This window comes from Nocardia sp. IFM 10818 (assembly GCF_054655275.1).
Genome location: NZ_BAAHJH010000001.1, coordinates 2,737,000 through 2,761,613 on the forward strand (window position 1 = coordinate 2,737,000; position 24,614 = coordinate 2,761,613).

Annotated in this window: 25 protein-coding genes; 12 read left to right on the plus strand and 13 right to left on the minus strand. The window is 69.6% G+C overall.

The annotated features are described in order from the left end of the window. Window positions 1-2 precede the first annotated feature (2 nt). On the minus strand, window positions 3-1,091 hold the full coding sequence (locus ACYQ5L_RS12555; protein WP_459957525.1) for a PQQ-dependent sugar dehydrogenase: 1,089 nt from the start codon (window positions 1,089-1,091) through the stop codon (window positions 3-5). A 102-nt stretch (window positions 1,092-1,193) separates the two neighbouring features. On the opposite strand from ACYQ5L_RS12555, the gene ACYQ5L_RS12560 reads away from it, so the two are divergent. Continuing rightward, window positions 1,194-1,979, plus strand: a complete 786-nt coding sequence (locus tag ACYQ5L_RS12560) for a hypothetical protein (protein ID WP_459957526.1) — start codon at window positions 1,194-1,196, stop codon at window positions 1,977-1,979. Here ACYQ5L_RS12560 and ACYQ5L_RS12565 read toward each other — a convergent pair whose 3' ends face one another. Next, a complete protein-coding gene (locus ACYQ5L_RS12565; RefSeq protein ID WP_459957527.1) occupies window positions 1,980-2,636 on the minus strand; it encodes a class I SAM-dependent methyltransferase in 657 nt (218 codons plus the stop codon). A gap of 74 nt (window positions 2,637-2,710) precedes the next feature. Here ACYQ5L_RS12565 and ACYQ5L_RS12570 point away from each other — a divergent pair, with 74 nt between their 5' ends. Continuing rightward, window positions 2,711-3,826, plus strand: coding sequence for an alcohol dehydrogenase catalytic domain-containing protein (locus tag ACYQ5L_RS12570; RefSeq protein WP_459957528.1), 1,116 nt, complete (start codon window positions 2,711-2,713; stop codon window positions 3,824-3,826). 102 nt (window positions 3,827-3,928) lie between these two features. Here ACYQ5L_RS12570 and ACYQ5L_RS12575 read toward each other — a convergent pair whose 3' ends face one another. Beyond that, entirely contained in the window at window positions 3,929-5,497 is a 1,569-nt protein-coding gene (locus tag ACYQ5L_RS12575; RefSeq protein ID WP_459957529.1) for an esterase-like activity of phytase family protein, read from the minus strand. Between the two features lie 256 nt (window positions 5,498-5,753). Between ACYQ5L_RS12575 and ACYQ5L_RS12580 the strand changes: the two genes are divergently transcribed. The 3 genes from ACYQ5L_RS12580 (at window position 5,754) to ACYQ5L_RS12590 (ending at window position 8,138) form a co-directional block, all read left to right on the plus strand. Then, on the plus strand, window positions 5,754-6,647 hold the full coding sequence (locus ACYQ5L_RS12580; RefSeq protein WP_459957530.1) for an NAD(P)-dependent oxidoreductase: 894 nt from the start codon (window positions 5,754-5,756) through the stop codon (window positions 6,645-6,647). Between the two features lie 241 nt (window positions 6,648-6,888). Further along, window positions 6,889-7,629: a 4-hydroxy-tetrahydrodipicolinate reductase gene (gene dapB, locus ACYQ5L_RS12585; protein WP_459963413.1), complete on the plus strand. Its 741-nt coding sequence runs from the start codon at window positions 6,889-6,891 to the stop codon at window positions 7,627-7,629. After that, the gene (locus ACYQ5L_RS12590; protein ID WP_459957531.1) at window positions 7,626-8,138 is read left to right on the plus strand and encodes a hypothetical protein; all 513 of its coding nucleotides are present in this window, start codon (window positions 7,626-7,628) and stop codon (window positions 8,136-8,138) included. Before dapB ends, ACYQ5L_RS12590 begins: the two co-directional genes overlap by 4 nt. Before the next feature lie 248 nt (window positions 8,139-8,386). Here ACYQ5L_RS12590 and puuE read toward each other — a convergent pair whose 3' ends face one another. The 6 genes from puuE to ACYQ5L_RS12620 all read right to left on the minus strand — a co-directional run bounded on the left by puuE (window position 8,387) and on the right by ACYQ5L_RS12620 (window position 13,899). Further along, window positions 8,387-9,307, minus strand: a complete 921-nt coding sequence (puuE, locus tag ACYQ5L_RS12595) for an allantoinase PuuE (protein ID WP_459957532.1) — start codon at window positions 9,305-9,307, stop codon at window positions 8,387-8,389. Then, on the minus strand, window positions 9,304-10,338 hold the full coding sequence (alc, locus tag ACYQ5L_RS12600) for an allantoicase (RefSeq protein ID WP_459957533.1): 1,035 nt from the start codon (window positions 10,336-10,338) through the stop codon (window positions 9,304-9,306). Before alc ends, puuE begins: the two co-directional genes overlap by 4 nt. 199 nt (window positions 10,339-10,537) lie before the next feature. Continuing rightward, the gene (locus tag ACYQ5L_RS12605; RefSeq protein ID WP_459957534.1) at window positions 10,538-11,752 is read right to left on the minus strand and encodes a DUF6986 family protein; all 1,215 of its coding nucleotides are present in this window, start codon (window positions 11,750-11,752) and stop codon (window positions 10,538-10,540) included. Then, a complete protein-coding gene (locus ACYQ5L_RS12610; protein ID WP_459957535.1) occupies window positions 11,749-12,495 on the minus strand; it encodes an aspartate/glutamate racemase family protein in 747 nt (248 codons plus the stop codon). The genes ACYQ5L_RS12605 and ACYQ5L_RS12610 overlap by 4 nt, the downstream gene beginning before the upstream one ends. Window positions 12,496-12,642: 147 nt before the next feature. After that, a complete protein-coding gene (locus ACYQ5L_RS12615; protein WP_459957536.1) occupies window positions 12,643-13,377 on the minus strand; it encodes a GntR family transcriptional regulator in 735 nt (244 codons plus the stop codon). Window positions 13,378-13,464: 87 nt separating this feature from the next. Then, on the minus strand, window positions 13,465-13,899 hold the full coding sequence (locus tag ACYQ5L_RS12620) for a MarR family winged helix-turn-helix transcriptional regulator (protein WP_459957537.1): 435 nt from the start codon (window positions 13,897-13,899) through the stop codon (window positions 13,465-13,467). An 86-nt stretch (window positions 13,900-13,985) separates the two neighbouring features. Here ACYQ5L_RS12620 and ACYQ5L_RS12625 point away from each other — a divergent pair, with 86 nt between their 5' ends. Then, window positions 13,986-15,410: a DHA2 family efflux MFS transporter permease subunit gene (locus ACYQ5L_RS12625; protein WP_459957538.1), complete on the plus strand. Its 1,425-nt coding sequence runs from the start codon at window positions 13,986-13,988 to the stop codon at window positions 15,408-15,410. 85 nt (window positions 15,411-15,495) lie between these two features. On the opposite strand, the gene ACYQ5L_RS12630 is transcribed toward ACYQ5L_RS12625, so the two are convergent. Then, window positions 15,496-16,014 (minus strand): hypothetical protein, encoded by a 519-nt coding sequence (locus tag ACYQ5L_RS12630; RefSeq protein ID WP_459957539.1) that lies wholly within the window; start codon window positions 16,012-16,014, stop codon window positions 15,496-15,498. A 101-nt stretch (window positions 16,015-16,115) separates the two neighbouring features. Here ACYQ5L_RS12630 and ACYQ5L_RS12635 point away from each other — a divergent pair, with 101 nt between their 5' ends. The 4 genes from ACYQ5L_RS12635 (at window position 16,116) to ACYQ5L_RS12650 (ending at window position 19,658) form a co-directional block, all read left to right on the plus strand. Continuing rightward, the gene (locus ACYQ5L_RS12635; protein ID WP_459957540.1) at window positions 16,116-16,568 is read left to right on the plus strand and encodes a flavodoxin family protein; all 453 of its coding nucleotides are present in this window, start codon (window positions 16,116-16,118) and stop codon (window positions 16,566-16,568) included. A 102-nt stretch (window positions 16,569-16,670) separates the two neighbouring features. Beyond that, complete coding sequence (locus ACYQ5L_RS12640; RefSeq protein WP_459957541.1) at window positions 16,671-17,339, plus strand: LuxR C-terminal-related transcriptional regulator; 669 nt, start codon at window positions 16,671-16,673, stop codon at window positions 17,337-17,339. Next, window positions 17,336-18,628 carry a sensor histidine kinase gene (locus ACYQ5L_RS12645; RefSeq protein WP_459957542.1) on the plus strand — a complete coding sequence of 431 codons (1,293 nt, stop codon included), beginning with the start codon at window positions 17,336-17,338 and terminating at the stop codon, window positions 18,626-18,628. The genes ACYQ5L_RS12640 and ACYQ5L_RS12645 overlap by 4 nt, the downstream gene beginning before the upstream one ends. Beyond that, on the plus strand, window positions 18,615-19,658 hold the full coding sequence (locus ACYQ5L_RS12650; RefSeq protein ID WP_459957543.1) for a hypothetical protein: 1,044 nt from the start codon (window positions 18,615-18,617) through the stop codon (window positions 19,656-19,658). Before ACYQ5L_RS12645 ends, ACYQ5L_RS12650 begins: the two co-directional genes overlap by 14 nt. Before the next feature lie 138 nt (window positions 19,659-19,796). Here ACYQ5L_RS12650 and ACYQ5L_RS12655 read toward each other — a convergent pair whose 3' ends face one another. Beyond that, complete coding sequence (locus ACYQ5L_RS12655) at window positions 19,797-20,246, minus strand: hypothetical protein (protein WP_459957544.1); 450 nt, start codon at window positions 20,244-20,246, stop codon at window positions 19,797-19,799. A gap of 147 nt (window positions 20,247-20,393) precedes the next feature. Between ACYQ5L_RS12655 and dapA the strand changes: the two genes are divergently transcribed. Further along, window positions 20,394-21,302: a 4-hydroxy-tetrahydrodipicolinate synthase gene (dapA, locus tag ACYQ5L_RS12660; protein WP_459957545.1), complete on the plus strand. Its 909-nt coding sequence runs from the start codon at window positions 20,394-20,396 to the stop codon at window positions 21,300-21,302. A gap of 8 nt (window positions 21,303-21,310) precedes the next feature. Next, window positions 21,311-23,425: a ribonuclease J gene (locus ACYQ5L_RS12665; protein WP_459963414.1), complete on the plus strand. Its 2,115-nt coding sequence runs from the start codon at window positions 21,311-21,313 to the stop codon at window positions 23,423-23,425. A 194-nt stretch (window positions 23,426-23,619) separates the two neighbouring features. Here ACYQ5L_RS12665 and ACYQ5L_RS12670 read toward each other — a convergent pair whose 3' ends face one another. Next, a complete protein-coding gene (locus tag ACYQ5L_RS12670) occupies window positions 23,620-24,177 on the minus strand; it encodes a WKL family lipoprotein (RefSeq protein WP_459957546.1) in 558 nt (185 codons plus the stop codon). Between the two features lie 35 nt (window positions 24,178-24,212). After that, the gene (locus ACYQ5L_RS12675) at window positions 24,213-24,599 is read right to left on the minus strand and encodes a DUF4189 domain-containing protein (RefSeq protein ID WP_459957547.1); all 387 of its coding nucleotides are present in this window, start codon (window positions 24,597-24,599) and stop codon (window positions 24,213-24,215) included. Window positions 24,600-24,614: the final 15 nt, after the last annotated feature.

Genomic DNA, 24,614 nt, shown 5'->3' on the forward strand with positions numbered 1-24,614 from the left:
GGTCAGCGGGCCGGGAATCGGATGATGCGGTCGTCTCCGGCGCGGGCATCGCCGCGGCCGTCGGTATTGGAGGTGGTCAGCCACAGCGCGCCGTCGGGCGCGATCTCGACCGTGCGCAGGCGGCCGTAGCGCTCCTCGAACAAGGCTTCCGGCTCACCGGTGACGCCGTCGTTCAGCGGGACGGTCCACAGTCGTTCCCCGCGCAGGGCCGCCGCGTACAGGGTGTCGCCCGCGATGGCGATGCCGGAGGGGGAGGCTTCCGAGGTCGTCCAGGTGACCAGGGGATTGACGTACCGGCCGCCGCGGGTGTCGCCGGCGCCCTCCACCTCGGGCCAGCCGTAATTGCGGCCCGGCTCGATGAGGTTGATCTCGTCGAAGGCATTGCGGCCGAACTCGGCGGCGAACAATCGCCCCGCCCGATCCCATGCCAGCCCTTGCACATTGCGATGGCCCAGGCTGTAGACCGGCGAGCCCGCGACCGGATTGCCCGGCGCGGGTTCGCCGTCCGCGGTCAGGCGCAGGATCTTGCCATTGGGGCCGCCGGGATCCTGCGAGCGGGCGGTCTGCCCGGCGTCCCCGGTGCCGACGTACAGCATCCCGTCCGGCCCGAAGGCGATCCGCCCGCCATCGTGAATGCCGGCCTTGGCGATGCCGTCGAAGATCACCTCCGGTGCGCCGTCGAGCCGGAACCGCACGATGCGATTGTCGGTGGGGGAGGTGAAATACGCGTACACGTACCGGTCGTCGCCGTAGCGCGGCGAAACGGCCAGCCCGAGCAGCCCGCCCTCGCTCTGGGCGTCGACCTCGGGCACCTGATAGACCCGCTCGGGTTCCGCACCCGCCCGCACCCGCAGGATCGTCCCGCTGTCGCGCTCGGCGACCAGGGCGCTGCCATCGGGCAGGAACGCCAATCCCCACGGCACCTCGAGGCCCTGCGCCACCTCCTCACCGGCGTTCAGATCCGGCCGCCCGCCGGGCAGGCTGGGTGCGGTACTGGTGGCGGTGGGCGCGGACGGTTCGGTCCCGCAGGACGCCACCGCGCCCCCGAGCAGCAGGACGGCGGCCACGAGGCGGAGCGGGGCGATGCGCATACCTCCATCCTGCGCGGAGATCGTCCGCGAGGTGCCGCATTGCCCGCCTCTCGGGGGCTGCGCTAGCGTCGAAGGTGGGATCGGAAGTGGCAGGGGATTGTGGTGGGGTCTCGCGACGTGTGGTGGCCGGCAGCCGGTATGGCGCTGCTCGTCCTGGCGGCGGCGGCCGGCTTCGCGGCCATCGCGAAAGAGCGACGCGCGCGCCGTGATTCGGGTGGCCGGGCGGCTCCGGCGAGCCGGGGACTGGCCATTCTGGCCGTCGCGCTCGCTCTGCCGGGCTGGGCCGGAGTCGCCGCCACCGTGGTGCCCGCCGTGCAGTTGATGGCCGGTGACACCATCGCCGGCTCCGCGGGTCCGACCTCCCCGGGCCTGGTGCAGGCGGGCCTGCCGACCACCACGACCTCCGCGAAACCCGCCGCCCCCGACCCGATGTCGCTGCTGGTCCCCGGCGACTGCGTCGAGGTCCCGATGGACCGGACCACCGACGCCTCCGGCACACCCACCTGGGAACCCGGCGATCCGGCCCCGGCCGACTGCAATTCCCTCGATGCGAATTACCGTGTGCTGCAAACCGGCCCGCAAGCCTGCTCGGGCACCCTCTACAAACTGGAGACCAGCCGCCACGACAAGTCCGGCAACCTTCTCTACCACCTCTGCCTGGCCTTCGACTGGCGCGTCGACTTCTGTTACGACACAACGCAAATGGCCGAGCCGTTCAAAGTGGATTGCGCCACCCCCGGCCGCCACGTCGTACAGGTCACCGCCGTGCTGGAGAACACCACCGACGGCGCGCGCTGCCCCCGCGACGGCCAGGGCGCGGTCTGGGTCGTCTGGAACAAGCGGGAGCTGACGGTCTGCTTCCGCGGCAGCGACGACCCGGGCGAATAGCTAGGCGCGGCGGCCGATGGTGATCATGTCCGGGACCAGCCAGGGCGGCAGCGGGAAGCGGCGGACCGCGCGCTGATCGGTGACCTCGAAACCGCTGTCCCGCAAGAGCTTCCGGGTGGCTCGTGCGGAGGGCGCGTGGGCGGGGAACAGCGGACTGCTGGTGACGCGCTGCACCGCGGCGGCGGAGGCGGACGGCCGCATGGTGGCAATGGCCACCAGCCCGCCGGGCGCCAGCACGCGGTGGAATTCGCGCAGGGCGACCGGGTGATCGAAGAAGTGGAAGGCGGTGGTGGTCACCACCGCGTCGAGTTCGCCGTCGCCGATGGGCAAGTGCTCGGCGGCGGCATGCCGCCACTGGACGGTCGCCGACCGGTTGCGGGCCTGGGCCAGCATGCCGGGGGAGGCGTCCACGCCGTAGATGATCTCCGGACTCAGTTCGCGTTCGATGCGGGAGGTGAGAATGCCGGTGCCGCAGCCGATATCGGCGATCCGGCGGGATCCGGCGGCGCGCAGTTCGGCGACCACCTCGTGCTGCGGCGGGCGATAGACCACCTGTTGCAGCGGCGCGGTGTCGTAGGCCCGGGCGACGCCGCTGAAGAATCGGGTGATGGCGCGGTTGAAGGCTCGGTTTCCGATGGTGGCGGATGTGCTGTGCATACGTGCTCCTGTCCGGTACTCATCGAATCAGATATCCGACTGTCTGGGAAGGTGTATGCGGTAGCGTCGGGCATATGAGGATTCGTGGAGCTGTCCTGGAACGAATCGGCGCCCCGGCGCCCTACGCCGAGTCCAAGCCGATCGTGGTGGACGAACTCGACCTGGGCGAACCCATGCCCGGTGAACTGCTGGTGCGCATCGAGGCGGCCGGGCTGTGCCACTCGGATCTGTCCGTGGTGGACGGCAATCGGGTCCGCCCGGTGCCCATGCTGCTCGGCCACGAGGCCGCCGGCCGGGTCGAAGCCGTCGGCGCGGGCGACAGCGATATCGAGGTCGGCCAGCGGGTGGTCATGACCTTCCTGCCGCGCTGCGGTGAATGCTCCGGCTGCGCCACCGAGGGCCGCACCCCGTGCCTGGCCGGCAGCCTGGCCAATAACGCGGGCGAAATGCTCAGCGGCGGACGGCGGCTGCTGCGCGACGGCGCGGAGGTCCATCACCACCTGGGCGTCTCGGGCTTCGCCACGCACGCGGTGGTGGACCGGCATTCGGTGGTCCCCGTGGACGACGACGTGCCCGCCGACGTCGCCGCGGTGCTCGGCTGCGCGGTGCTGACCGGCGGTGGCGCCCTGATCAATTCGGCCAAACCGCGCCCCGCCGACCGCATCATGGTGGTCGGCCTCGGCGGCGTCGGCATGGCCGCCGTACTGGTGGCCGCCGCCCTGCGCGAGGGCACCGGCCGCGAGGTGATCGCCGTCGACACCGTGCCCGAAAAGCTGAAGATCGCCATGGAACTGGGGGCCACCGCGGCCTACATGCCCAGCGATGTCGCCGATCAGGGCATCCAGGCCGAGGTGGTGATCGAGGCCGCGGGCAATGTGCGCGCCTTCGAAACCGCCGTCGCCGCAACGGCTCCCGGCGGCGCCACCGTCACCGTCGGCCTGCCCGCGCCGGATGCCCGCGCCAGCATTTCACCGCTGGGCCTGGTGGCCCAGGGCCGCACCATTATCGGCAGCTACCTGGGCTCGGCCGTGCCCTCCCGCGATATTCCGGAATTCGTGCGGCTCTGGCGGGCGGGCAAATTGCCGGTCGAACGCCTCATCTCGTCGCGGATCCGCTTGGACGACATCAACGAGGGCATGGACCACCTGGCGGCGGGCCACGCCCTCCGCCAGGTCGTCGTCTTCGATTGATCAGCCGTCCCCCCCGCAAGCTGGACGGACGATCACCGGGAACTGGTGGCGGCATTTGGCGAGTAGCCACCGCCACCAGTGCCCGGTCGGCGTTGTTTCAGATCAGCGGACGTCGATGCTGAGGGTGGTGGTCTCGGTCTTGGCGGGAAGTTTCGTCGTGTCCACCAGGAGGATTTCGCCGGTGTCCTGGACGCCGTTGGGGAGGGTCTTGGCCTTCAGGCCGTATGGGGGCTGGTCGCCGGTGCTGTCCTCGAGGCCGAAGTCGCTGTCGTTGGCGATGTAGAGGGTCTTGCCGCCGTCGGTGGTGGCGACGCCTTCGATCTTGTCGTGGCCGAAGAACTTGCCGTCGGCGTTCAGGCTCGCGAGCAGACCGGCGAAGTCGAGGTTGGATTTCTTCGCCACCGGGGTGATTCCGGCCTTCTGGAGGGCCGCGACGCCGTCGGCGGTGGAGACCGTGCCGACGTAGGTTTCCAGCGGCTTGCCGCCGACCTGCAAGCCGTTCTTCGGATCGTAGTGAGCGCCGGGGACTTTCGCCTCGGGGCCGATATCGGTGGCGCCGGAGATATCGATGGTCCACAGCTTCTTGTCGGCCTTGGGCGCCTTGTTACCGTCCCGCTCGTCGACGACGAAGGTCGTATTGCTCAGCGCGGTGATCTCCGAAGCGCCGAGCTTGCTCTTCGGGTTCTCCAGGGGGTAGGCGAATTCCTTGACCGCCTTGGTCTTCAGATCCACGGTGACGATGCGGGTCATCGGCACCTCGCGCGCCGACTCCAGGCCGGGGGTCTTGAGACCGCTCTGCATGATGCCGACCAGGGTGCTGCCGTCGGGGGTGACGGTGAGACCCTCCATGCCCTGATTGGGGGTGCGCAGGGCGAGCTCGGCGGGCAGTCCGCGGCCGGGGGTCAGCCGCTCGAGTTCGGTGCCCTCGGCATCGAAATGCACCAGGAACGGGCCGTATTCGTCGGAGACCCAGAAGGTGCCGTCGGCGAGTGCGACCAGGCCCTCGCTGTCGATGCCGTGATCGGTGGGCGCGAGCTCCCTGCCGTCGAGGCCGCGCACGGTCTCGCCGGTCAGTGCCGAGGTGTCGACCAGGCCGTTGAACGGCTGCCCGGCCGGATTCTTCAGCGCGAGGGTGGATTTCACCACCGCCTTGGTGCCGGTGAGCTCGATCTTCGCGATCTGCGGGGTGAAATCCGCGATCGGGGCGAGCTTCTCGTTCTTGGCCTTGCCGTCCACATTCGGCCCGCGATCGGTGAGCCCGTAGAACTCGGCGGCAGAGCCCGGCACCGGCACGAACGCCGACCCGAACGCACTGCCCTGCACCGTGACTCCGCCGAACTGCCCCAGCGGCGCGACATCGGTGGCGAACAACCGCACCGCATCGGTGGTGGTGACGGTGATGCTGTCCGCGCCCGTGTACCCGGCCGCGGGCGTGTACACCAGTGACCCGTCGGTGCCGCGGCTCACCGTGCCGTGCTGCGGATCGGCGATCGCCACCACCGCGCTCCCGCCGGCCTTCGCCACCAGGTCGTCCAGCGAGACGACCAGCGGCTGATCCTTGGTCGCGATGAACCCGGCCCCGGAATCGGAGGACGAGCAGGCGGCGGTCACGGCGGAGGCGCACACGGCGACGGCGACGAGCGCGCTGCGGGTACTACGGCGAATTCTCACCAACGATGCCTACCGCCCGATTTCGACGCCCAGTTGACCGGCACCTGAACAGTTCCCGCTACCGCACCCGCCTGTGACCTCGCTCACCGCGCGGCGCTCGCGCGACCGTGTCAGCTGATTGCTTACCTCGACGTTGGTATTTCCCAGAAAGGTGCGTACTTGCCGCTCGCGAGCGGTGGATCGACAGTGACAGGCGAGACGGCGAGCAGATTCCGCCGCCGATCGCCCCACCGAATCGCCTTGAAACGGAGCACTTGTGAGCGATATCGAACGCACCCCGGTCACCGTCCTCGGACTCGGCTCGATGGGACGTGCCCTGGCCGAAGCTTTCCTGGCCGCCGGTCACCCCACCACCGTGTGGAACCGCACCCCGGAGAAGGCGGCCCCACTGGTGGCGGCCGGTGCGACGCAGGCCGAGGACATCGAGCGAGCGGTGGCGGCGAGCCCGCTGGTGGTCTCGGTGCTGACCACCTTCGCCGCCACACTGCAAGCGCTCGGCCCGGCCTCGGACGTGCTGGAGGGCCGCACCCTCATCACCCTGAACAGCGGGAATCCGGCCGGTGCGCGCGCCATGGCCGACTGGGCCGAGGCCCGGGGAGCCCGTTTCCTCGGTGGTGCGATCAAGGATGTGCCTGCGGCCGTTGGCAAATCCGGGACCCTGCTCTACTTCGGCGGTGATCGCACCGTATTCGACGAGTACGAACCAGTCCTGCGTGCACTCGGCGGCCACACCGTGCATCTGGGCCCCGAACCCGATCTCGCCGCCCTCTACGAATCGGCTGTCGGCGCCACCCTGCTGCCCGCCCTGCTCGGCTTCTTCGAAGGCGCGGCCATGATCACCGCGCGCGGGATCAAGGCCGCCGACATGGTCCCGTATTCGGTGAAGTGGTTGCAGATGATCGAGTCGATCCTCCCGGTCCTGGCCGAAGAGATCGACAACGCCGACTACACCCGCCTGGGCTCCTCGGTCGGCCTCTTCTACGAGGGCCTGGCGAATGAGATGGCCAATGGCGCCGACGCGGGCGTCGACCTGTCCTGGCATCGCCCGATGAACGACCTGCTGCAACGCGCCATGGACGCGGGCTACGGTCAGCAGAGCATCACGGCCCTCATCGAACTGTTGCGCACCCCGGCCACGGCACCCGCCTGACCGACCACCCGGGCCCGATCGGGTCACCGCGCCGCAGCAGTTCGGCCGCACCCGGAACGTGCCCGCCGCGCGGGGTCGCGGGGCGCGAACACCTCTCGGCGACGGTGCCCGGATCGGCGCGGGATGGCTATCGAGGTAGCGGGGCTCGATCGGCGGATTCTCCGACCCGATAGGCTCTGTCCGTAGCCCTGACGGGTGCCGAGACGGACGTATGTGAGGAGACCAGGTGACCACGAACCGGATCAAGGTAGGTGTGCTCGGGGCGCGCGGCAAGGTCGGCCAGGCCATCTGCGCGGGCGTCGAGGCGGCCGCCGATCTGGAGCTGGTGGCCCAGGTCGACAAGGACGACTCGCTCGAGCTGTTCACCGAGACCGGCACCGAGGTGGTCGTCGACTTCACCCATCCCGATGTGGTCATGCCGAACCTGAAGTGGCTGGTGGAGAATGGTATTCACGCCGTGGTCGGCACCACCGGCTTCGACGCCGAACGCCTCGATCAGGTGCGCGGCTGGCTGGCGCGGAACCCGGAGACCGGCGTGCTGATCGCGCCGAACTTCGCCATCGGCGCGGTGCTGTCCATGCGCTTCGCCGAGCAGGCGGCCCGCTGGTTCGAATCCGTCGAGGTCATCGAGCTGCACCACCCCAACAAGGCCGACGCCCCCTCCGGCACCGCCTACCGCACCGCCGGCCTCATCGCCGCCGCGCGGGAGAAGGCCGGGGTGGGCCGCAGCCCCGACGCCACCAGCACCGAGCTCGAGGGCGCGCGCGGCGCGGATGTGGACGGCGTGCGCGTGCACTCGGTCCGCCTGGCCGGTCTGGTCGCCCACCAGGAAGTGCTCTTCGGCACCCAGGGCGAGACCCTGACCATCCGCCACGACTCCATGGACCGCACCTCGTTCGTGCCCGGCGTCCTGCTCGGCGTGCGCAAGACCCCGCTGCGCCCCGGGCTGACCGTGGGCATCGACCCGCTGCTCGACCTGTGAGTGCCGCCGGATCCGGCGACGTGCGCCGCGAGGTCATCAAGCTCATCGCGTTCATCGCATTCCTGGTCGTCGCCCTGTTGGTCTACTTCGCAGGTCTGGGCCAGCGTGCGATCTTCCTGCTCACCACCTCGGATCCGGCCTACGACACCCTCGTCTTCAAGGCTGTCGGAATCGGGGTGCTGATCCTCCCCTTCGTCGGCGTCTGGGCGCTGGCCAGCACCCTGCGCGCGGCCTGGGATCATCAGCGCCTGGCGCGGCGGATGCACGAGGAGGGACGCGAGCTCGACACCTCCGATCTGCCCCGCCGCCCGTCCGGCCGAATCGAAAAAGCCGCCGCCGACCAGCTGTTCGAGAAGGTCAAGGCCGAATTCGAAGCAGACCCGGACAATTGGCGAACCAACTACCGCGCCGCCCGCGCCTACGACTACGCCGGCGACCGCACCCGCGCCCGCGACATGATGCGCCGCGCCGTCGAACTGGAACGCGCCGAACGCGCCACCCGATCCTGAACCGCTGGACGGAGTTCGCTCCTCGATCCCGCCCGTCGTCTCGGGTCCTGCTCGTCTCGGTCCCGGCCGTCTCGGTCCCGCCCCCGTCATCCCGGCATGCTTGTGGCCGGGATCAACACCAGCACGGTGGATTCCGGCCACAAGCGCGCCGGAATGACAGAGCTGGGGTGAACCCTTGACCAGGTGGTTGAACTCCCGACGGCAGCGGCCCGGAATCTCTTGATTCCGGGCCGCGTTCGTTGTCGAGCCTATGCCTGGGGCGGGTGCACCGTGCGCCAGTGGTCGGCGATGTCGATGCGGCGTGCCAGCCAGACCTTGTCGTGGGACTGGACGTAGTCGAGGAAGCGCTCCAGCGACTTGGCCCGGCTCGGGCGACCGACCAGGCGGCAGTGCAGGCCGATGGAGAGCATCTTCGGGGCGCCCGCCGCGCCCTCGGCGTAGAGCACGTCGAAGGCGTCGCGCAGGTGCGCGAAGAACTCGTCGCCATTGGCGAATCCGGCGGGGGAGGAGAACCGCATGTCATTGGCTTCCAGGGTGTAGGGCACCACCAGTTGGTCGTGCTCGCCCACCTTGACCCAGTACGGCAGATCGTCGGCGTAGGAGTCCGAGTCGTAGGCGAAACCGCCGTGCTCGACGACCAATTCGCGGGTCTGCGGGGAGTCCCGGCCGGTGTACCAGCCGCGCGGGGGTTCGCCGAACAGCTTGGTGATGATGGCGACCGCCTCGTCCATGTGGGCGCGTTCGGTGGCCGGATCCACGGACTGGTAGGAGATCCAGCGCAGGCCGTGGCAGGCGATCTCGTGGCCGAGGCGTTTGAAGGCCGCCACCGCTTCCGGATTGCGTTCCAGCGCCCGGGCGACGGCGAAGATGGTGAGCGGGATATCGCGCTGTTCGAACAGCCGCAGCACCCGCCACAAGCCGGCGCGGGAGCCGTACTCGTAGAGGGATTCCATGCTCATGTGCCGTTCCGGGAAGGCCGCCGCCGGAACGATATCGGACAGGAAGGTCTCCGAGCCCTCGTCGCCGTCGAGCACATTGTTCTCGCCGCCCTCCTCGTAGTTGAGGACGAACTGCACCGCGATATTGGCCGCACCGGGCCACTGCGGATGCGGCGGGTTGGGGCCGTAGCCGACCATGTCCCGGGGGTAGTTCAAATCGAAATCGCTCATGCCAGTTGGTCTTTCTGCTCGGCCTCGAGGCGGGCCACGGCGGCGTCGGTGAGAGTGCCGAAAAGGCGCAGCCGCGCCAGGCCGCCGTCGGGGAAGGCGTCCAGGCGCACCTCGACCACCGGCTCGTCGGAGGCGAGGGCGAAGCGGTGGCGGGTATCGGGCTGAATCGCGGTGCGCGCCAGCAGTTCCACCTCGCTGCCGTCGGCGCGGATGCCGGTGAGCGCGGCCGCGCCCGGGCTGTTGAACAGGAAGTAGGAGGTGTCGATCTCGGCCATGGTCAGCACGCCCTCTTCGGCGAGGCGCACGGTGACCCAGTCGTTGTCGCGGTCGCGGCGGCGCGCGGTCTCCCAGCCGTCGCCCATGACGCGGGCGCGGCCGGGCATGAGGATGTTCTGCGGATGCGAGAAGAAGCGGTTGGAGCAGTCCGCGACCAGCCCGCCGTTCTCGATGGCGGCCAGATCGAACGATCCCGAGTTCAGCCATCGCAGTTCGGGTTTGGCAATGCCGTGCACGCGCAGGCGGGCAATGCCGCCGTCCGGGAACATGCGCAGGCGCACATGGGTCCAGCGCTCGGCGGAATCCACCGGGAACGAGTTGCGCGAGTCGCCGGATACCTTGGCGCGCTCGACAATGGTGGTCCAGCCCGCCAGCTCGGCCAGTTCCCGCGGCGACGGATAGCCCTGCACCGCAATCGCTTCCACCGAGACCTCCGGCGGATAGTTGCCCTTGAACCAGGCGGTGTCCACGACCACGCCGCGGATCACGCCGGGCACGCCCAAGCGCACGATGGCGGTATCGCAGTCGTCGGCGGCGGGGGCGTCACCGAGTTCGCCACGGCGGCGGCGGGTTTCCCAGCCGTCGTACACCTGGCCCTTGTGGCCGAAGGTGGCGGGGGAGTAGGTGGACTCCTCCGGGCGGATGAGATTCTCCTTCTCCGCGAAGGATTCGTCATTGGCCCAGACCACCGCGCCACCGAGGGTGCGGACGGCGAGATCGGGCAACAAGGTGAAATCGGACGAGTCGCTGGTCATCAGGCTCCTCTGGCTTGCCGCAAAAGCGGGGCTACTTCTGATCAAGAGTGCTAACGTGCAAAGTGGCCGCCGGGCGGGCGGTGACAGTCTGTGGAGATGACGTAAGACCTCAACGGTGCGCGTTCCGGGCGGGCGGTCGTCGCTGAAGCAGAAACCTCAATCCGCGAGGGTTGGGAGTCTCTCCGTCAGGAGGGGGACGTCAAAGTGCCGGAATCTTCCTTTCTCGCAGTTGATGCAGGACTTCGACTGTGGCGGACGGGGCCAATGCGGTCACGTCATCCGGCATGAATGCGCCGCTGCCTAGGCCCCGCAGCACGACGGTCGCGAGGGCCTGGGCGGTAGCGGGCTCGTCCACCACGGCCCCGCCCTGGCGGTCCAGGTAGCGGCCGATGCGGGGCGCGGCCACACCCAGGGCGGTGCGGTAGAAGGTGAAATTGGCCAGCCAGCGGGTGACCAGATGGCCCGCGCCCATATCCCAGCCCTGGTAGTAGCCGCGTTCCAGGGAACGCGTGACCAGCCGGTTGTGCCGGACGACCGCGGCGCGCACCTCCTCCGGCGACCCGATGGGCAGCACCTGGGTGGAGCCGTCGCACACCCACACGCCGGTCTGGGCGGCGGCGGCCTGCATGACGGCCTTGGCGTGATCGGCGACGGGGTGCTCCAGGGACTGGAACTGCGGTGCGATACCGCAGGCGGCGCTGTAGTCGTAAGTGCCGTAGTGCAATCCGGTGCAGCGGCCGGCGGCGCGGTGGATGGCGCGAGCGACGGTGGCGGTGCCGTCGGCGGCGATCACGGCCTGCGGGCTCTCGATCTGCAATTCGAACCGCAATGTGCCGGAAGGCAAGCCGTGCGCGGCTTCGATGGCATCGCACAACGCGACGGCGATGTCCACCTGATCGAGGTGACGGATCTTCGGCAGTGTGAACACGAACCCCTCGGGCACCCCGCCCGCGCCCTCGAGCACCAGTTCCAGGGTGCGCACCGCCCGCGCCCACTCGGCGGTGGTGAGCCCCTTGAGCCGGACCCCACGCGAGAAGACCTCGGCGGGAAGCGCTTTCAAGGCCGCTCCGGCGCGCAGCGCGTCACGGTCCTCGACCTCGTCGCCGCGGGTGCCGTAGCCGTCCTCGAAGTCGAAGCGCATATCCTGCACCGGCCGCCGCGCCAGGGTGGCGAGCACCAGCTCGACCACCTCGGCCCCGGCCAGTTCGGTCAGCAGCTCGCGTTGGCTCTCGGCGAGTTCGATGGCCGCCGCACCCCAAACCGCCGGCATGTCCGCCGAGGCGTCCGCCCCGCTCACATACGCGGTGTGGACCGGCTGCCCCGGGCGCTCCCCCGGATAGTTCCGGGCCAGCTCCGCGTCGACCGCAGCGAGCTTGGCTCCGATTCCTGCCAGCACCTCTGGTGGCAGCGTCACGAATGAACCTCCGCATTCTCGATGGTGAACCCGGCCAGCGGGCCGGTGTAGGACTTGGGCAGCGGCCGCGCGAACTCCCCGCGCCCGGACTTGCGCAATCCCATGGTGACCAGCGACTGCACCGTCAGCGTGGCCGCCGCGACCCCGTCGACGACCGGCACCCCGACCTCGCGGGTCAGGTACTCGCACAGATCCGCCATACCCGCGCAGCCCAGCACGATGGCATCGGAGTTGTCGGCGTGCACGGCGTCGCGGCAGGCGTCGGCGATGACGGTGCGCGCGGTGGGGTCCTCCAGCTCCAGGACCGGGATCTCGGCCGAGTGCACGCCCAGGCAGAACCGCTGCATGCCATAGCGTTCGGCCAGATCGAGGGCTCGTCCCTCGGTCCGCGACAGGGAGGTGACCACGCTGAACCCGCGCCCCAGATGGCTGGCCGCCTGATAGGCCGCCTCCGCCATGCCGATCACCGGCCCGCGCGCCAGCTCCCGCGCCGCGTCCAGGCCCGGATCCCCGAAGCAGGCGATCACATACCCGTCGGCCCCCTCGGCCTCACCGCGCGCGATCTCGGCGAGCAGCCCGGGCACCGCCAGCGCCTCGTCGTAGTGGCTCTCGATGGAGGCGGGCCCCATGGCGGGGGTGATGCCCTCGATCACGGTCCCCGGCGCCGCGACCGCGCGGGCGGCCCGGGCGGCGAGTTCGGTCATGGCCGCCGTGGTGTTGGGATTGATGACTCGAATTCGCATGAACCTCACCGATTCTCGGAAACGGGGGCGGGGAGTCCGGCGAGCGCGGTGAAAGGCATGTCGCACATCCGATCTCGTCGGGTCCCAGGAGCGGGAGCATGGTCATCGCCACGCTATCGTGCGGGTGTTGCCCGGTTATTGCTGAAACTATATATCTTTCTGACCAGCCGAATCCGCAAAAAGTCCGGTATCGGTGGGCAGTCGCGACAGTACTCCGTTCAACCTGGAATGGTGCAGGTCCGTGGCGGTGAGCAGGGCCTCGGCATCGCGGGCCAGGAAGGCGGCGAGCTGCTTGGAGTGATCGGCGTGCAGCACCACCCGATCGGCGGTGCTGACATGCACCATGGGCTGCACCGGTTCGGTGATGTTCCAGGCGTATTCGAGCATGTGCACCACGCGCGGCATGCCCGACGGGCGCACCAGCGCGAGATGGAAATTGCGGGTCTCGCGGTGGTAGGCGACCGCGTTCTCGGTCAGGATGGCCCGCTCCAGCCGGGCATGGATCTCCCGGGCCAGCTCGTGATCCTCCGCGGTGGCGTGATGCACCGCCGCCGCCAGCGCCGCCGACTCCAGCCGCTCCCGCACCACATACAGTTCCCGCAGCTCGGCGGCGGTCAGCAGGGTGACCTGATATCCGAAATTGGGCCGGTGCGCGAGCAGCCCCTCGCCGATGAGCGTCTGCAGCGACTCGCGCACCGGAATGGCGCTGACCCCGAACTGCCGGGCCAGCTCACCCAGCGGCAGCCCGGTGCCCGGCGGCAGATTGCCCTCCAGGATGAGCCGGCGCAACTCGGTCAGGATCTCCTGCTGCGAGTAGCCGCGCTTGGCGTCGGCGGGCGGGGTGAGCTGGGGCAGGCGGGGTAGTCGCGGTCGGGACGGCACCAGCCAACGGTAGCGGCTGGCGCGGGCGGGCCCGACGGCGTCTCCCGCGAATGCTTGCGCGGCCGTGAACTGCGCAAAGCCGGACGATCAGAGGTCGTCCGGCCCGTAGCCGAGCGCTTTGAGCGAAAGCCGGTGCAGCGTTTCGCGTTCCGCCGCGGTGAGCCGCTCCAGCAGGATGTCGGTGGCGTCGGCGATGCGCGCGTCGGTCTCCTCGCGCTGCCGGTTCCCGGCCTTGGTCATGGCCAGCCGGTACTTGCGCCGGTCCTCCGGATCGCGGGTGCGGGTGACCAGCCCCGCCTTCTCCATGCCGTCGATCAATCGCACCACCTCGCTGCGGTCGATGGCCATGGCATCGGCCATCTCCTGCTGCGAGATCTCACTGCGTTCGGCGAGGTAGGTCAGCATCCAGTGCTCGCGCAGGGACGTCCCCAGCCGGTTGTGCATGGCCTTGTGCAGCTTGCCCAGCACATACGTCGGATATCGCAGCAGTCCGCGGGGGTGGAACTCGCGCTCATCGGTCACTTGCTGATTCTACCTATTGTTGAGTTCCTCAATCATTGTTAGTCTCCACAGTTGAGAAGCTCACGTACAACTGAAGGGATGGTCCGATGACGCAATCGCGCACGGACACACGACTTTCCGGGGCGATCGATCCCGGCCTCGCCGACCGGATCCCCGCGCATGTCTGGCGGACCGCCGTCGTCGTCGTCTTCGGCGCGGTCATGGGCATGCTCGACACCTCGCTGGTCAATATCGGGCTGCACACCATGGGCGAGGACCTGAACGCCTCGCTGGCGACCATGCAATGGGTGGCCAGCGCCTACCTGCTCGCGCTCGGCGTCTCGCTGACCGTCTGCGGCTGGCTCGGCCGGCGCTTCGGGGTCGGGCGGCTGTGGCTGGCGGCGCTGGCCGCGTTCACGGTGGCCTCGACGCTGTGCGCGCTGGCGCCGACCGCGGGCTGGCTGATCGCGCTGCGGGTGCTGCAGGGCCTGGCCGCCGGGGTCATGATCCCGGCCGGGCAGACCATCCTCGGCCAGGCGGCCGGGCCGCACCGGATGGGGCGGGTCATGGGCATGGTGGGCATTGCCGTCGTCGGGGCGCCCGCCATCGGGCCGACCATCGGCGGCGTCATGCTCGCCAACTGGAGCTGGGAGTGGTTGTTCCTGATCAATATTCCGTTCGGCCTGATCGGATTCGCGCTGGGACTGCGCTATCTGCCGCTGAGTCCCGGTGCGCCGAACGGGACCATCGATGTGCTCGGGTTGGTGCTGGCGGGCGGGGGAGTGTCGGCCGTGGTCTACGGGTTGTCCGAGATCGGCGTAGGCAGTTCCTCGGCCGTGCTCTCGGTGTGGCTGCCGATCGTGCTCGGCCTGGGCGGGCTGGCCGCCTTCGTCGTCCGCAGCGCCGGGCGCGCCCGCCCGCTGCTGGACGTCCGGATGTTCGGCAATCGGGTCTTCGCCGCCGCCAATGCGGCGGGCTGGTTCGCGGGCGCCGCGATGTTCGGCGTCATGGTGTTGCTGCCCTTGTACTTTCAGGTGCTGCACGGTGACGGATTGATTCGCACCGGCGTCTCATTGCTGTCCTACGGGCTGGGCGGTGTGGTCACGCTGCCGCTGGGCGGGCGGCTCGCGGACCGCTTCGGCGGCGGCGTGATCGCGGTCGGCGGAAACCTGGCGGCCTGCGTCACGGTCGCGCCGTTCGCCTTCTTGCCGGTCGATGCGAATACCGCTGTGGTGCAGGCGCTGCTGTTCGCCGCCGGGGTGGCGACCGCGCTGGCCTCACTGCCGCTCACCGCGGCCGCCTATGCCGCGGTGCGCCCGGATCAGCTGCCCGATGCGGCGGCGTTCGTCAATATCCTCATGCGGGTCGGCGGGGCGGTCGGTGTCGCCATCGTCGCGGTGATCCTGTCGCGAGCAACGACATCCGGCGCGGATCTGCTTGACAGCTACCACTGGTCCTTCGCCGCCATGGCCCTCATGTCGCTGTGCGCGGCGGCCGCGTCCACGGTGTTGCGTCGCCACCAGCGGGGATAACGGTAAGGGGATAAAGACCCGATGCCGACCCGCCGGGCTCTGCCCGGCGGGTCGGCATCGTTGTGCCGCCAAGTGGCTGCGCCGCTTACGTGGTGCGCACGGTCAGGTCGTCGAGCAGGATCATGACCTCGCCCTGGGTCTTGACCACATCCAGCAGGCGGATCTTCAGACCGAGCAGGCGCGCGTCCTCGATGGTGTCGCGCACCGCGTGCTCCACGTGCTGCCATTCGCCGCCCACGGTCACCTTGCCGATGAGCAGCTCGTGCTCGTCGGCGGTATTGCCGAGCCGCGCGTACACCCGGATCGAGGCGTGCGGCGAGCGCACCCACAGCTTGATGTCCGCCAATTGCCCGGCGATGGAGAAGGTTTCGCCGGACTTGGCGACCAGCTCCACCTCGAGATCATCGGCCGCCTGCCGGATCAGCAGCACCAGCGCGCGATAGTCGCGCCCGGTCTCCCCGCTGGCGAAACTCGCCTGCTGCTTGCCCGGCGCCCCCTCCGCGAACGTGGTGAGGTGCGTGCGGTCGGCCCCGGTCCCCGCCACCGCCCAGTTGTCCTTGTTCTCGAAGTCGTCGAGGAGCACCTCCGACGATGCGTCCGACATCTCCGGCCATCCCTTCACCCACGCGTCGTCCGGACCGACTCCGGTTCGCCCGCAACCCTACAAGTCCCGGAATCTCCTTGTATCCCAGCTAGGCTCGGATCGTGCCGAAACTGCTGATCATTCATCACACGCCGTCGCCGCACATGCAGGAGATGTTCGAGGCGGTTGTTTCGGGGGCCACCGATCCGGAGATCGAAGGGGTCGAGGTGGTGCGGCGGGCGGCGCTGGCCGTGACCGCCGCCGATGTGCTGGCGGCGGACGGATATGTGCTGGGGACTCCGGCCAATCTTGGCTATATGAGCGGTGCGCTCAAGCACGCGTTCGACACGATCTATTACCCGTGCCTGGATTCCACGCGCGGCCGGCCGTTCGGCTATTACATCCACGGCAATCAGGGGACCGAAGGCGCGGAGAAGGGCATCGAAGCCATCACCACCGGGCTCGGCTGGGAGAAGGCCGCGGCGGCCGTGATCGTGTCCGGTCCACCCGCCAAGACGGATGCCGAAGCCTGCTGGGAACTCGGCGCGACCGTGGCCGCACAGCTCATGGGGTGATCGCTCTTTTCCCCCGAATTCTGGTGGCTGACGGATCGCCCCTGCCTACCGTCATACTCGTACGGAAGTTTTCGTGGAGTGTGGGAAGAGGTGACGGCCGCCGTGGAGGCGCAAGATTCGGGGATTCGCCGCATCGGGCTGGTCGAGGATCATGAGTCGGTGGCGATCGGGCTGTCGGCCATGTTGGCTCCGGAACCCGATCTGGAATTGGTGATCACGGCGGGGACGGTGGCGGAATTGCTGGCCGCCGGACCGCGATTGGATCTGGTGGTGCTGGATCTGCGGCTCGCGGACGGATCCTCGCCGGAGGACAATGTGCGGGCGCTGCGGGCGCGGGGCATCGAGGTGCTGGTGTTCACCGGCGCGGACAATCCCTTCCTGGTGCGCGAGGCCGCCAAGGCCGGCGTGCTCGGGGTGGTGCGCAAATCGGAGGACGTGCCGACCGTGGTGGCCGCGGTGCGCCGCGCCGCACAGGGCGAACAGGTGGTGACCACCGACTGGGCGGCCGCCATCGACGGTGACCCGCAGCTGATGGATGTCGGGCTGAGCCCGCGCCAGCAACAGGTGTTGCAGCTCTACGCCTCCGGCGAGAAGGCCAGCCGGGTGGCGCGCATGACCGGACTGTCGGAGCAGACGGTCAATGACTATCTGGGCCGCATCCGGCAGAAGTACGCCGATGCCGGACGCCCGGCTCCCACCAAGACCGATCTGTACAAGCGGGCCGTCGAGGACGGGTGGCTGCCCGTGCCCGAGCGGCATCCGCGCGCATGACCGCCTCAGGCACGCTGGAATCCGCCACCGCGCAACGCTCCCTGTCCGCTGTCACCGCGCTCGCGCAGCGGCTGGGCGGCGGGCTGACCGTGGCCGCGGACGATCCGGCCACCGCCGCCTACGACCGCATCATGCGGCGGCTGGGCATCAGCGTCGGCATCGCGGGGATCATCGTCGCATTCGTGGAGCTGCCCGAGATCGCCGAGCAGGGCCACCATGGCCCGCCCTGGTGGACGCCGGTGGCGGTGGCGCTGGCCTTCGGCTGGTATCCGATTCTGGCGGTGGTGTCGGCGGTCGCGGGAACACGGCACATCCGGTTCGTATCCGGGTGTGCGGCGGTCAGTTTCCTCGGCGCGCTGGTCACCATTCCGCTCGCCCTGCAACTGCACACCATCGATGCGACCACGGTGTGGCCGTACCGGGTGACCGCGCTGGCGGTGACGGCGGCCGTGCTGGCGTTCCCGACCCGGGTGACCGTCACCTATCTGCTGGTCGCGTCGGGTTCGGCCGCGCTCGCGCCGGTGTACACCATCACCGAGGTCACCCCGCTCAGCATTGCCGAGAATTTCGCGCGCGCAGCCGGTCTGGCGGCCCTGTTCGTCTGGTGCGGCACCGCCGCCACCGGCGCCGCCGCCCGCGTCGACCGCGAATCGGCCATTGCCAGCCGCCGCGCCGCCGCGGCCGCCGCCGCGCAGGGCCGTGATCGCGAACGCGCCCGCTTCGCCGCGCTCATTCACGACGCGGTGCTGTCCACGCTGCTGGAAGCCTCGCGCGCGGGCACCGAATCGGATGTGCTGCGCCGCCAGGCCGAGCGCACCCTCGAACAGCTCGACGAATGCCGTGGCAGCGAACGCGATCCCGATCTGCTGGACGCGCGCTCCGCGGTCCTGTTCCTGCGCACCGCCGTGCACGAGGTCAATCCGGGCATCCGCTTCGCGACCCGCACCTGGCCCGGCTACGACGATCTGCGCATGCCGGTGCACGCGGCGTCCACCATCGCCGCCGCCCTCACCGAGGCGGTGCGAAACAGCCTGCGCCACGGCGCCGTTCCCGGCCGCGAGGTGCACCGCACCGTCACCGCCACCGTCAGCGCGGGCAGCATCCGCATCGTATTCACCGATGACGGCGCGGGTTTCGACCTCGCCGCCGTTTCGGCCGACCGTCTGGGCATTTCGATGAGCATCCTCGGCCGCATGCGCCAGCTGGCGGGCGGCTCGGGCTTCGTGGAATCCCAGCCCGGCGAGGGCACCACCGTGACACTGGTCTGGGGCGGCGATGGCCTTCGCTGAAACCCGCACGGCGGACCTGGATTCCCGTTTCGGCCTGCGCGACCTGCTGGGCCTGCGCGGCCGTTCCGCGTGGCTGTTCCTGCTCATTCTCGAGGCGACCATCGCGCTGTACATGGTCCCGTATTTCGGTGCGGCGCCGCAGTGGGCGGCCTTCCTCGGCATGGCGCTCATGCTCAGCGCCGCCGCCGTGGTCGTGGCCATGCCCGTCGATCCGCTGCCCCTGCCGGTGGCGTTCTTCGCGGCCTCGGCGGGCCCGATCGCGACCGGCCTGGTGCTGGTGACCTCCACGCCCGAGCACGCCCACCACTCGGTGTGGTCCGCCTTCGCGTCGTCCTATGTCTTCGCGGTGCTGGTGCTGCGCGGCCGCGTCCGCACGGCCTGGGCCGGTGTGCTGGCCGTGGCCGCCGTGCTGGTGCTGGCCAGCCTGGACTCGCAGATCCATTCCCGCGCCATGATCGGCTCGCTGGTTCCCATCGGCACCGTCGCCGCCATCTCCGTGTTCGCCGCGGTCATGCGTCCCATGCAGCGTTCGCTGCGCCTGCTGCGCGAGGAGGCCATGCTGCGCGCCGCCGCCGAGGCCACCATGGCCGCCGCCGACAGCGAACGCACCCGGCAATTGGCCCGCCTCGATCGCGTGGCCCGTGACATTCTCGAGCGCATTGCCGACGGCGCCGAACTCTCCGCCGCCGAACGCGAGGAATGCCGCCTGCTGGAAGCCGAACTCCGCGACGGCCTGCGCGCACCGCAGCTGGTCACCGACGAACTCAGCGACGCCGCCCGCGGCGCCCGCTCCCGCGGCGTCGAAGTGGTCCTGCTCGACGACGGCGGCTTCGCCGGCGTTCCGGAGTGGGTCCGCAAACGCGTCATCGACGCCGCCACCCGGGAACTCGACGCCACCAACACCGGTTCCGTCACCGTGCGGGTCCTCCCGCTGGGCCGCCGCGTCCTGGCGACGGTCCTCGCCAATGCCCCCGACCACGACCGCCGCACCGAGATCGACACCGACGGCAAGGTCACCGTCATGGACTGAGCCGCCGGGGTCGGGGCTGAGCGTCCGGGTGAAAGCTCGCCTCGTCACTCCGGCGCGCTGGTGGCCGGAATCTCGCACGACGCAGTGGATCTCGGCCAATAGCGCGCCGGGATGACGGGCGGGCTACCGTCCGCATGCTCAGGGGGTGTCGCAGCGGCCGGGGCCGCCCCTTTTCATCTGGTCGCGCAGCGCGCTCTGCACGGTGGTCGACAGCCAGGAGTTGAGGGACATGCCGCTCTGCGCGGCGGCCTCCTCGGCGCGCGACTTGATCTGCTCGACCAGGCGCAGGGTGACCCGGCTGATATCGCCGGTCATCTCCTCGAAGCTGGGGTTGTCCTGGTCGGCGGCGGTCTTGCGAACGTCCACGTGCGCGTCGGTGCCGTCCACGGAGACGTGCACGGTGCGGTCGCCGACCGCGGCGCTGACCTCGGCGGCGAGTTCGGACAGCGCGGCCAGCAGGACCAGGCGCGCCGAGTTCTCGGTGGCGGCGGCGAGGGCGGCGGCGGTGGCCTGGGTCTTCTCATCGCCCAGGGCCGCGGCCGCGATGAGGTTTTCGCGCAGCTGATCGGTGTACTTAGTGAGATCCATGACACCAGTGTGGTGTCACCAGTGACGTCATTCAAGGAAAGTTTTGGCGTCACACTGGGGCGAGTGAGGCAAATCGCCGTCGGGCCAGCACGGGTTCGGGTATAAGGATGCAAAAGCCGTTCAGGTGACCGGGTAGCCTTACGGTCTATGACGAACGGTGAATCGACGCGAATTGAGCTGCACGCGTCCGGCACAGTAGGTGTCGCGATGGTGACTCCCTTTACGGCCGAAGGCAAGCTCGATGTCGATGCCGGCGTCGGACTGGCCGCCCGCCTGGTCGACGGCGGCGTCGACCTGCTCGCCATTTCGGGAACCACGGGAGAGTCGCCGACCACCACCGAGTCGGAGAAGTTCGATCTGCTGCACGCCGTCGTCGATGCCGTGGGCGATCGCGCCACCGTCATCGCGGGCGCCGGCACCTACGACACCGCCCACAGCATCGAGCTCGCGCGCAATGCGCAGCGGGCCGGGGCGCACGGGCTGCTCGTCGTCACCCCGTACTACTCGCGGCCCAGCCAGGACGGGCTGCTCGCGCACTTCACCGCCATCGCGGACGCCACCGATCTGCCGGTGACCCTGTACGACATTCCGCCGCGCTCGGTGGTGCCCATTGCTTCGGACACCATTCGCCGGCTCGCCGAGCATCCGAACATCGTCGCGGTCAAGGACGCCAAGGGCGATCTCAATGCCGGCGCCGAGCTGATCGCCGAGACCGGGCTGGCCTTCTACTCCGGCGACGATGTGCTGAACCTGCCGTGGCTGTCGCTGGGCGCCACCGGATTCATCAGCGTCATCGGGCATCTGGTGCCCGACCGCCTGCGCGCGCTGCGCGAGGCCTACCTCGCCGGTGATGTGGCGCGGGCCCGCGAGATCAATGTCAGCATGATTCCGCTCAACCGGGCCATGGCCCGCCTCGGCGGCGTCGCCATGACCAAGGGCGCGCTGCGCCTGCTCGGCGTGGAGGTGGGCGAGCCACGCTTGCCACAACTCATGCCGAGTCAAGAACAACTCGACGAGCTCGCGGTTGACCTGCGGGCAGCCGGGGTGCTTGCATGAGCGGCCCCGTGGAACGCCGGCCGCGCCGAACCGCCAGCCGCGCCGCGGGTGCACCCGCCCCGGCCTCGGCCCGCCCGGAACCGGTTGCCGCGCAGCCGGAACCGGCCGTGCAGCAGGACTCCGCCGCCGTGCCGCCGGAGAACGCTGCCGTGCGGCAGGCAGCCGCTGCGCCGGAGGCGACCGCCGCGCAGGGCGGCCGGTCGGGCCGCGGCCGCAATGGGACCTCGGACCGGTCCCGATCGGCGCAGGCCGAGAAGGCCGCCCCCGCCAAGGCCGCGCAGCCGGAGAAGGCGCAGACCGAATCCGCCCCGGCCAAGGGCCGCCAGGAAGATTCCGGCCCGGGCCGTTCCCGCCAGTCCGATCGCGGCCGCCGCCCGGGTGGCCGCTCGCGCCAGTCCGGCCGTTCCGAGCGCACCGATCAGGTCGAGACCGAGTCGCGCCGCGATCCGCACGCCATGGGCACCCCGCCCAAGGCCCCCAAGGGCGGCCTGCGCGTGTTCGCGCTCGGCGGCATCGGCGAAATCGGCCGCAACATGACCGTTTTCGAGTACGGCGGCAAGCTGCTCATCATCGACTGCGGCGTGCTGTTCCCCGAGGACCAGCAGCCGGGCGTGGATCTGATCCTGCCCGACTTCGGTCCCATCGAGGACCGGATGGACGATATCGCCGCCGTCATCCTCACCCACGGCCACGAGGACCACATCGGCGCGGTGCCGTTCCTGCTGCGCCTCCGGCGCGACATCCCGGTCGTCGGCGCGAAGTTCACCCTCGCCCTGGTCGCCGCCAAGTGCCGCGAACATCGCTTGCAGCCCAAGCTGATCGAGGTCGTCGAGGGACAGCGCACTCAGCACGGCCCGTTCGACTGCGAGTACTTCGCGGTCAACCACTCGATTCCCGATGCCATCGCCGTCGCGGTGCGCACCCCGGCCGGGCTGGCGCTGCACACCGGCGATATCAAGCTCGACCAGCTGCCGCTGGACGGCCGCCTCACCGACCTGGCCGGTTTCTCCCGCCTCGGCGACGAGGGCGTCGACCTGTTCCTGGTCGACTCCACCAATGCCGAGGTCCCCGGCTTCGTCACGCCCGAGCGCGAGATCGGCCCGGTGCTCGACAATGTGATCGGCAAGGCCAAGGGCCGGGTCATCGTGGCCTCCTTCGCTTCCCACGTGCACCGCATCCAGCAGGTGGTCGAGGTGGCGCAGCGCTACGACCGCCGCATCTGCTTCGTCGGCCGGTCCATGGTCCGCAATATGCAGATCGCGCAGGACCTCGGCTACCTGGATGTGCCGGACGGCCTGGTGGTCGATCTGGATCAGGCCGCGAATCTGCCGGTGCACAAGCTGGTGCTCATCTCCACCGGCTCGCAGGGCGAACCGCTCTCGGCGCTGTCGCGCATGGCGCGCGGCGATCACCGCCAGATCAATATCCGCGCCGACGATCTCGTGGTGCTGGCCTCCTCGCTGATCCCCGGCAATGAGAACGCCGTGTTCGCCGTGGTGAACGGCCTGGCCCGGCTCGGCGCCACCGTGGTGACCCAGCAGAACGCGAAAGTCCATGTCTCCGGCCATGCTTCGGCCGGTGAGCTGCTGTACCTCTACAACGCGGTGCGTCCCACCAATGCCATGCCGGTGCACGGCGAATGGCGGCACCTGCGGGCCAATGGCGCGCTGGCCGTGGCCACCGGCGTCCCGGAGGAGCGGGTCGTGCTGGCGGAGAACGGCGTCGTGGTCGACCTGGTCGACGGCATCGCCACCATTACCGGCCGCATGCGCGTCGGCCAGGTCTACGTCGACGGCCTCTCGGTCGGCGACGTCGGCGAATCCACCCTCTCCGATCGCCTGGTCCTCGGCGAGGGCGGCTTCATCTCCATCACCGTCGCCGTCGACTCCACCACCGGAAAGGCCGTCAGCGCACCGGAAGTCAGCGGTCGCGGCTTCTCCGACGATCCGGAAGCCCTGGTCGACGCCCAGGAGCTGGTGGAAGCCGAACTCCGCCGCCTGGCCGGCGAGGGCGTCACCGACACCCACCGCATCGCCCAGGGCGTGCGCCGCGTGGTCGGCCGCTGGGTCGCGGAAGTCTATCGCCGCCGCCCGATGATCGTGCCCACCGTCATCGGCGTCTGACGACCCGGAACACCAAGAGCGACAAGGCGAGAGCGCCCGGCAGCAGGAGCTGCCGGGCGCTCTCGCCTATAAAGGCCGATCCGGCGATTGCGGCCGTTCGGGCTCGGTCCGCTCGGCTGCCGTTCGTTCCACCCCATACGCGAACCGGCCCCGGCAGCGTCAGCTGCCGGGGCCGGGGCTCTCGTGCGTGGCGACTACTCCTGGCAGGCCGCCGAATCCAGCTTGGCGGTCTTGACGATATTGCAGGCGAAGGCGTGGTCGACCTTCCATTCGTTGCCGTCGGCGACGAAGGAGACCGAGCCGTTCTCGACCGGGGCGCCGCCGATGGTGATCTTGGCGTCGGCCTTCAGCTTGCCGTCGACCGGCTCGCCGACATTGGTGATCTCGACGGTCACGTCGTTCTTCTTGGCGGCGTCGACCAGCTTGGCGACCAGCTGCGGGTCCTGGCCGGCGTTCTCGATCCAGTCGACCTTGGTCTTGGCGTCGATGGACGGATCGAAGGCCTTGGTGATCTTGTCGTTCAGTTCCTGCACCGTGGGCTTGGGCAGGTTGGCGACCGAGGAGGTGGACGGCGCGCCGGTGATCTCGCCGCCGTCCTCCACCCCGCCCTCGAACTTCGGGGCGTCGGTGGTGGCGGCCGAGGTGGTGGCGGCGGTGGTGGTCGTGCTCTCACTGGTGCTGCAGGCGGCCAGGCCGAACGCCGAGGCGGCGATCGCCAGGGCGGCGGTCGCGCGGACGATGGTGTGCTTCAACGGATTTCTCCCCTACGAAAGATGCGTACTCGGAATTACAGGTCGTAGCCGCTGGTGCAGTTCCAGTGGTAGATGTAGGCGTCGGACCGGTTCCGGTTCAGCGCCTCCGCACGCGCGGCCGACTTCGAGTACGCCGCACCGTAGGTGTAGAGCCCGGCGCGGTTGGAGAAGGCGATCACACCGCAGCCGTTGGCGAAGCTGGCCACGATCTTGCAGTCGGAGAACGGGCATTCGCTCAACGCGGCGTTCTTCGCGTTCTCGCGGCTGGGGGCGTCCCAGGAGTAGCCGACATGGCCCGTGGAGGGGGACAGCGCGACCGCGCCCCAGTTGTCGACATAAGCATTGGCCGGAGCCGCGGTGCCCACCAGCAGGGAGCCGGCGACCGCGACCATCGCGGCGGCGCCGGAGACGATCTTCTTCAAGGTATTGCCCTTCTC

What these genes read in the sequence shown, in the direction of transcription:
- ACYQ5L_RS12555 (WP_459957525.1), bottom strand. Translation starts at nt 1,091, where the DNA reads ATGCGCATCGCCCCGCTCCGCCTCGTGGCCGCCGTCCTGCTGCTCGGG.
- ACYQ5L_RS12565 (WP_459957527.1), bottom strand. Translation starts at nt 2,636, where the DNA reads ATGCACAGCACATCCGCCACCATCGGAAACCGAGCCTTCAACCGCGCC.
- ACYQ5L_RS12570 (WP_459957528.1), top strand. Translation starts at nt 2,711, where the DNA reads ATGAGGATTCGTGGAGCTGTCCTGGAACGAATCGGCGCCCCGGCGCCC.
- puuE (WP_459957532.1), bottom strand. Translation starts at nt 9,307, where the DNA reads ATGAGCGATTTCGATTTGAACTACCCCCGGGACATGGTCGGCTACGGC.
- alc (WP_459957533.1), bottom strand. Translation starts at nt 10,338, where the DNA reads ATGACCAGCGACTCGTCCGATTTCACCTTGTTGCCCGATCTCGCCGTC.
- ACYQ5L_RS12610 (WP_459957535.1), bottom strand. Translation starts at nt 12,495, where the DNA reads ATGCGAATTCGAGTCATCAATCCCAACACCACGGCGGCCATGACCGAA.
- ACYQ5L_RS12625 (WP_459957538.1), top strand. Translation starts at nt 13,986, where the DNA reads ATGACGCAATCGCGCACGGACACACGACTTTCCGGGGCGATCGATCCC.
- ACYQ5L_RS12630 (WP_459957539.1), bottom strand. Translation starts at nt 16,014, where the DNA reads ATGTCGGACGCATCGTCGGAGGTGCTCCTCGACGACTTCGAGAACAAG.
- ACYQ5L_RS12645 (WP_459957542.1), top strand. Translation starts at nt 17,336, where the DNA reads ATGACCGCCTCAGGCACGCTGGAATCCGCCACCGCGCAACGCTCCCTG.
- ACYQ5L_RS12650 (WP_459957543.1), top strand. Translation starts at nt 18,615, where the DNA reads ATGGCCTTCGCTGAAACCCGCACGGCGGACCTGGATTCCCGTTTCGGC.
- ACYQ5L_RS12655 (WP_459957544.1), bottom strand. Translation starts at nt 20,246, where the DNA reads ATGGATCTCACTAAGTACACCGATCAGCTGCGCGAAAACCTCATCGCG.
- dapA (WP_459957545.1), top strand. Translation starts at nt 20,394, where the DNA reads ATGACGAACGGTGAATCGACGCGAATTGAGCTGCACGCGTCCGGCACA.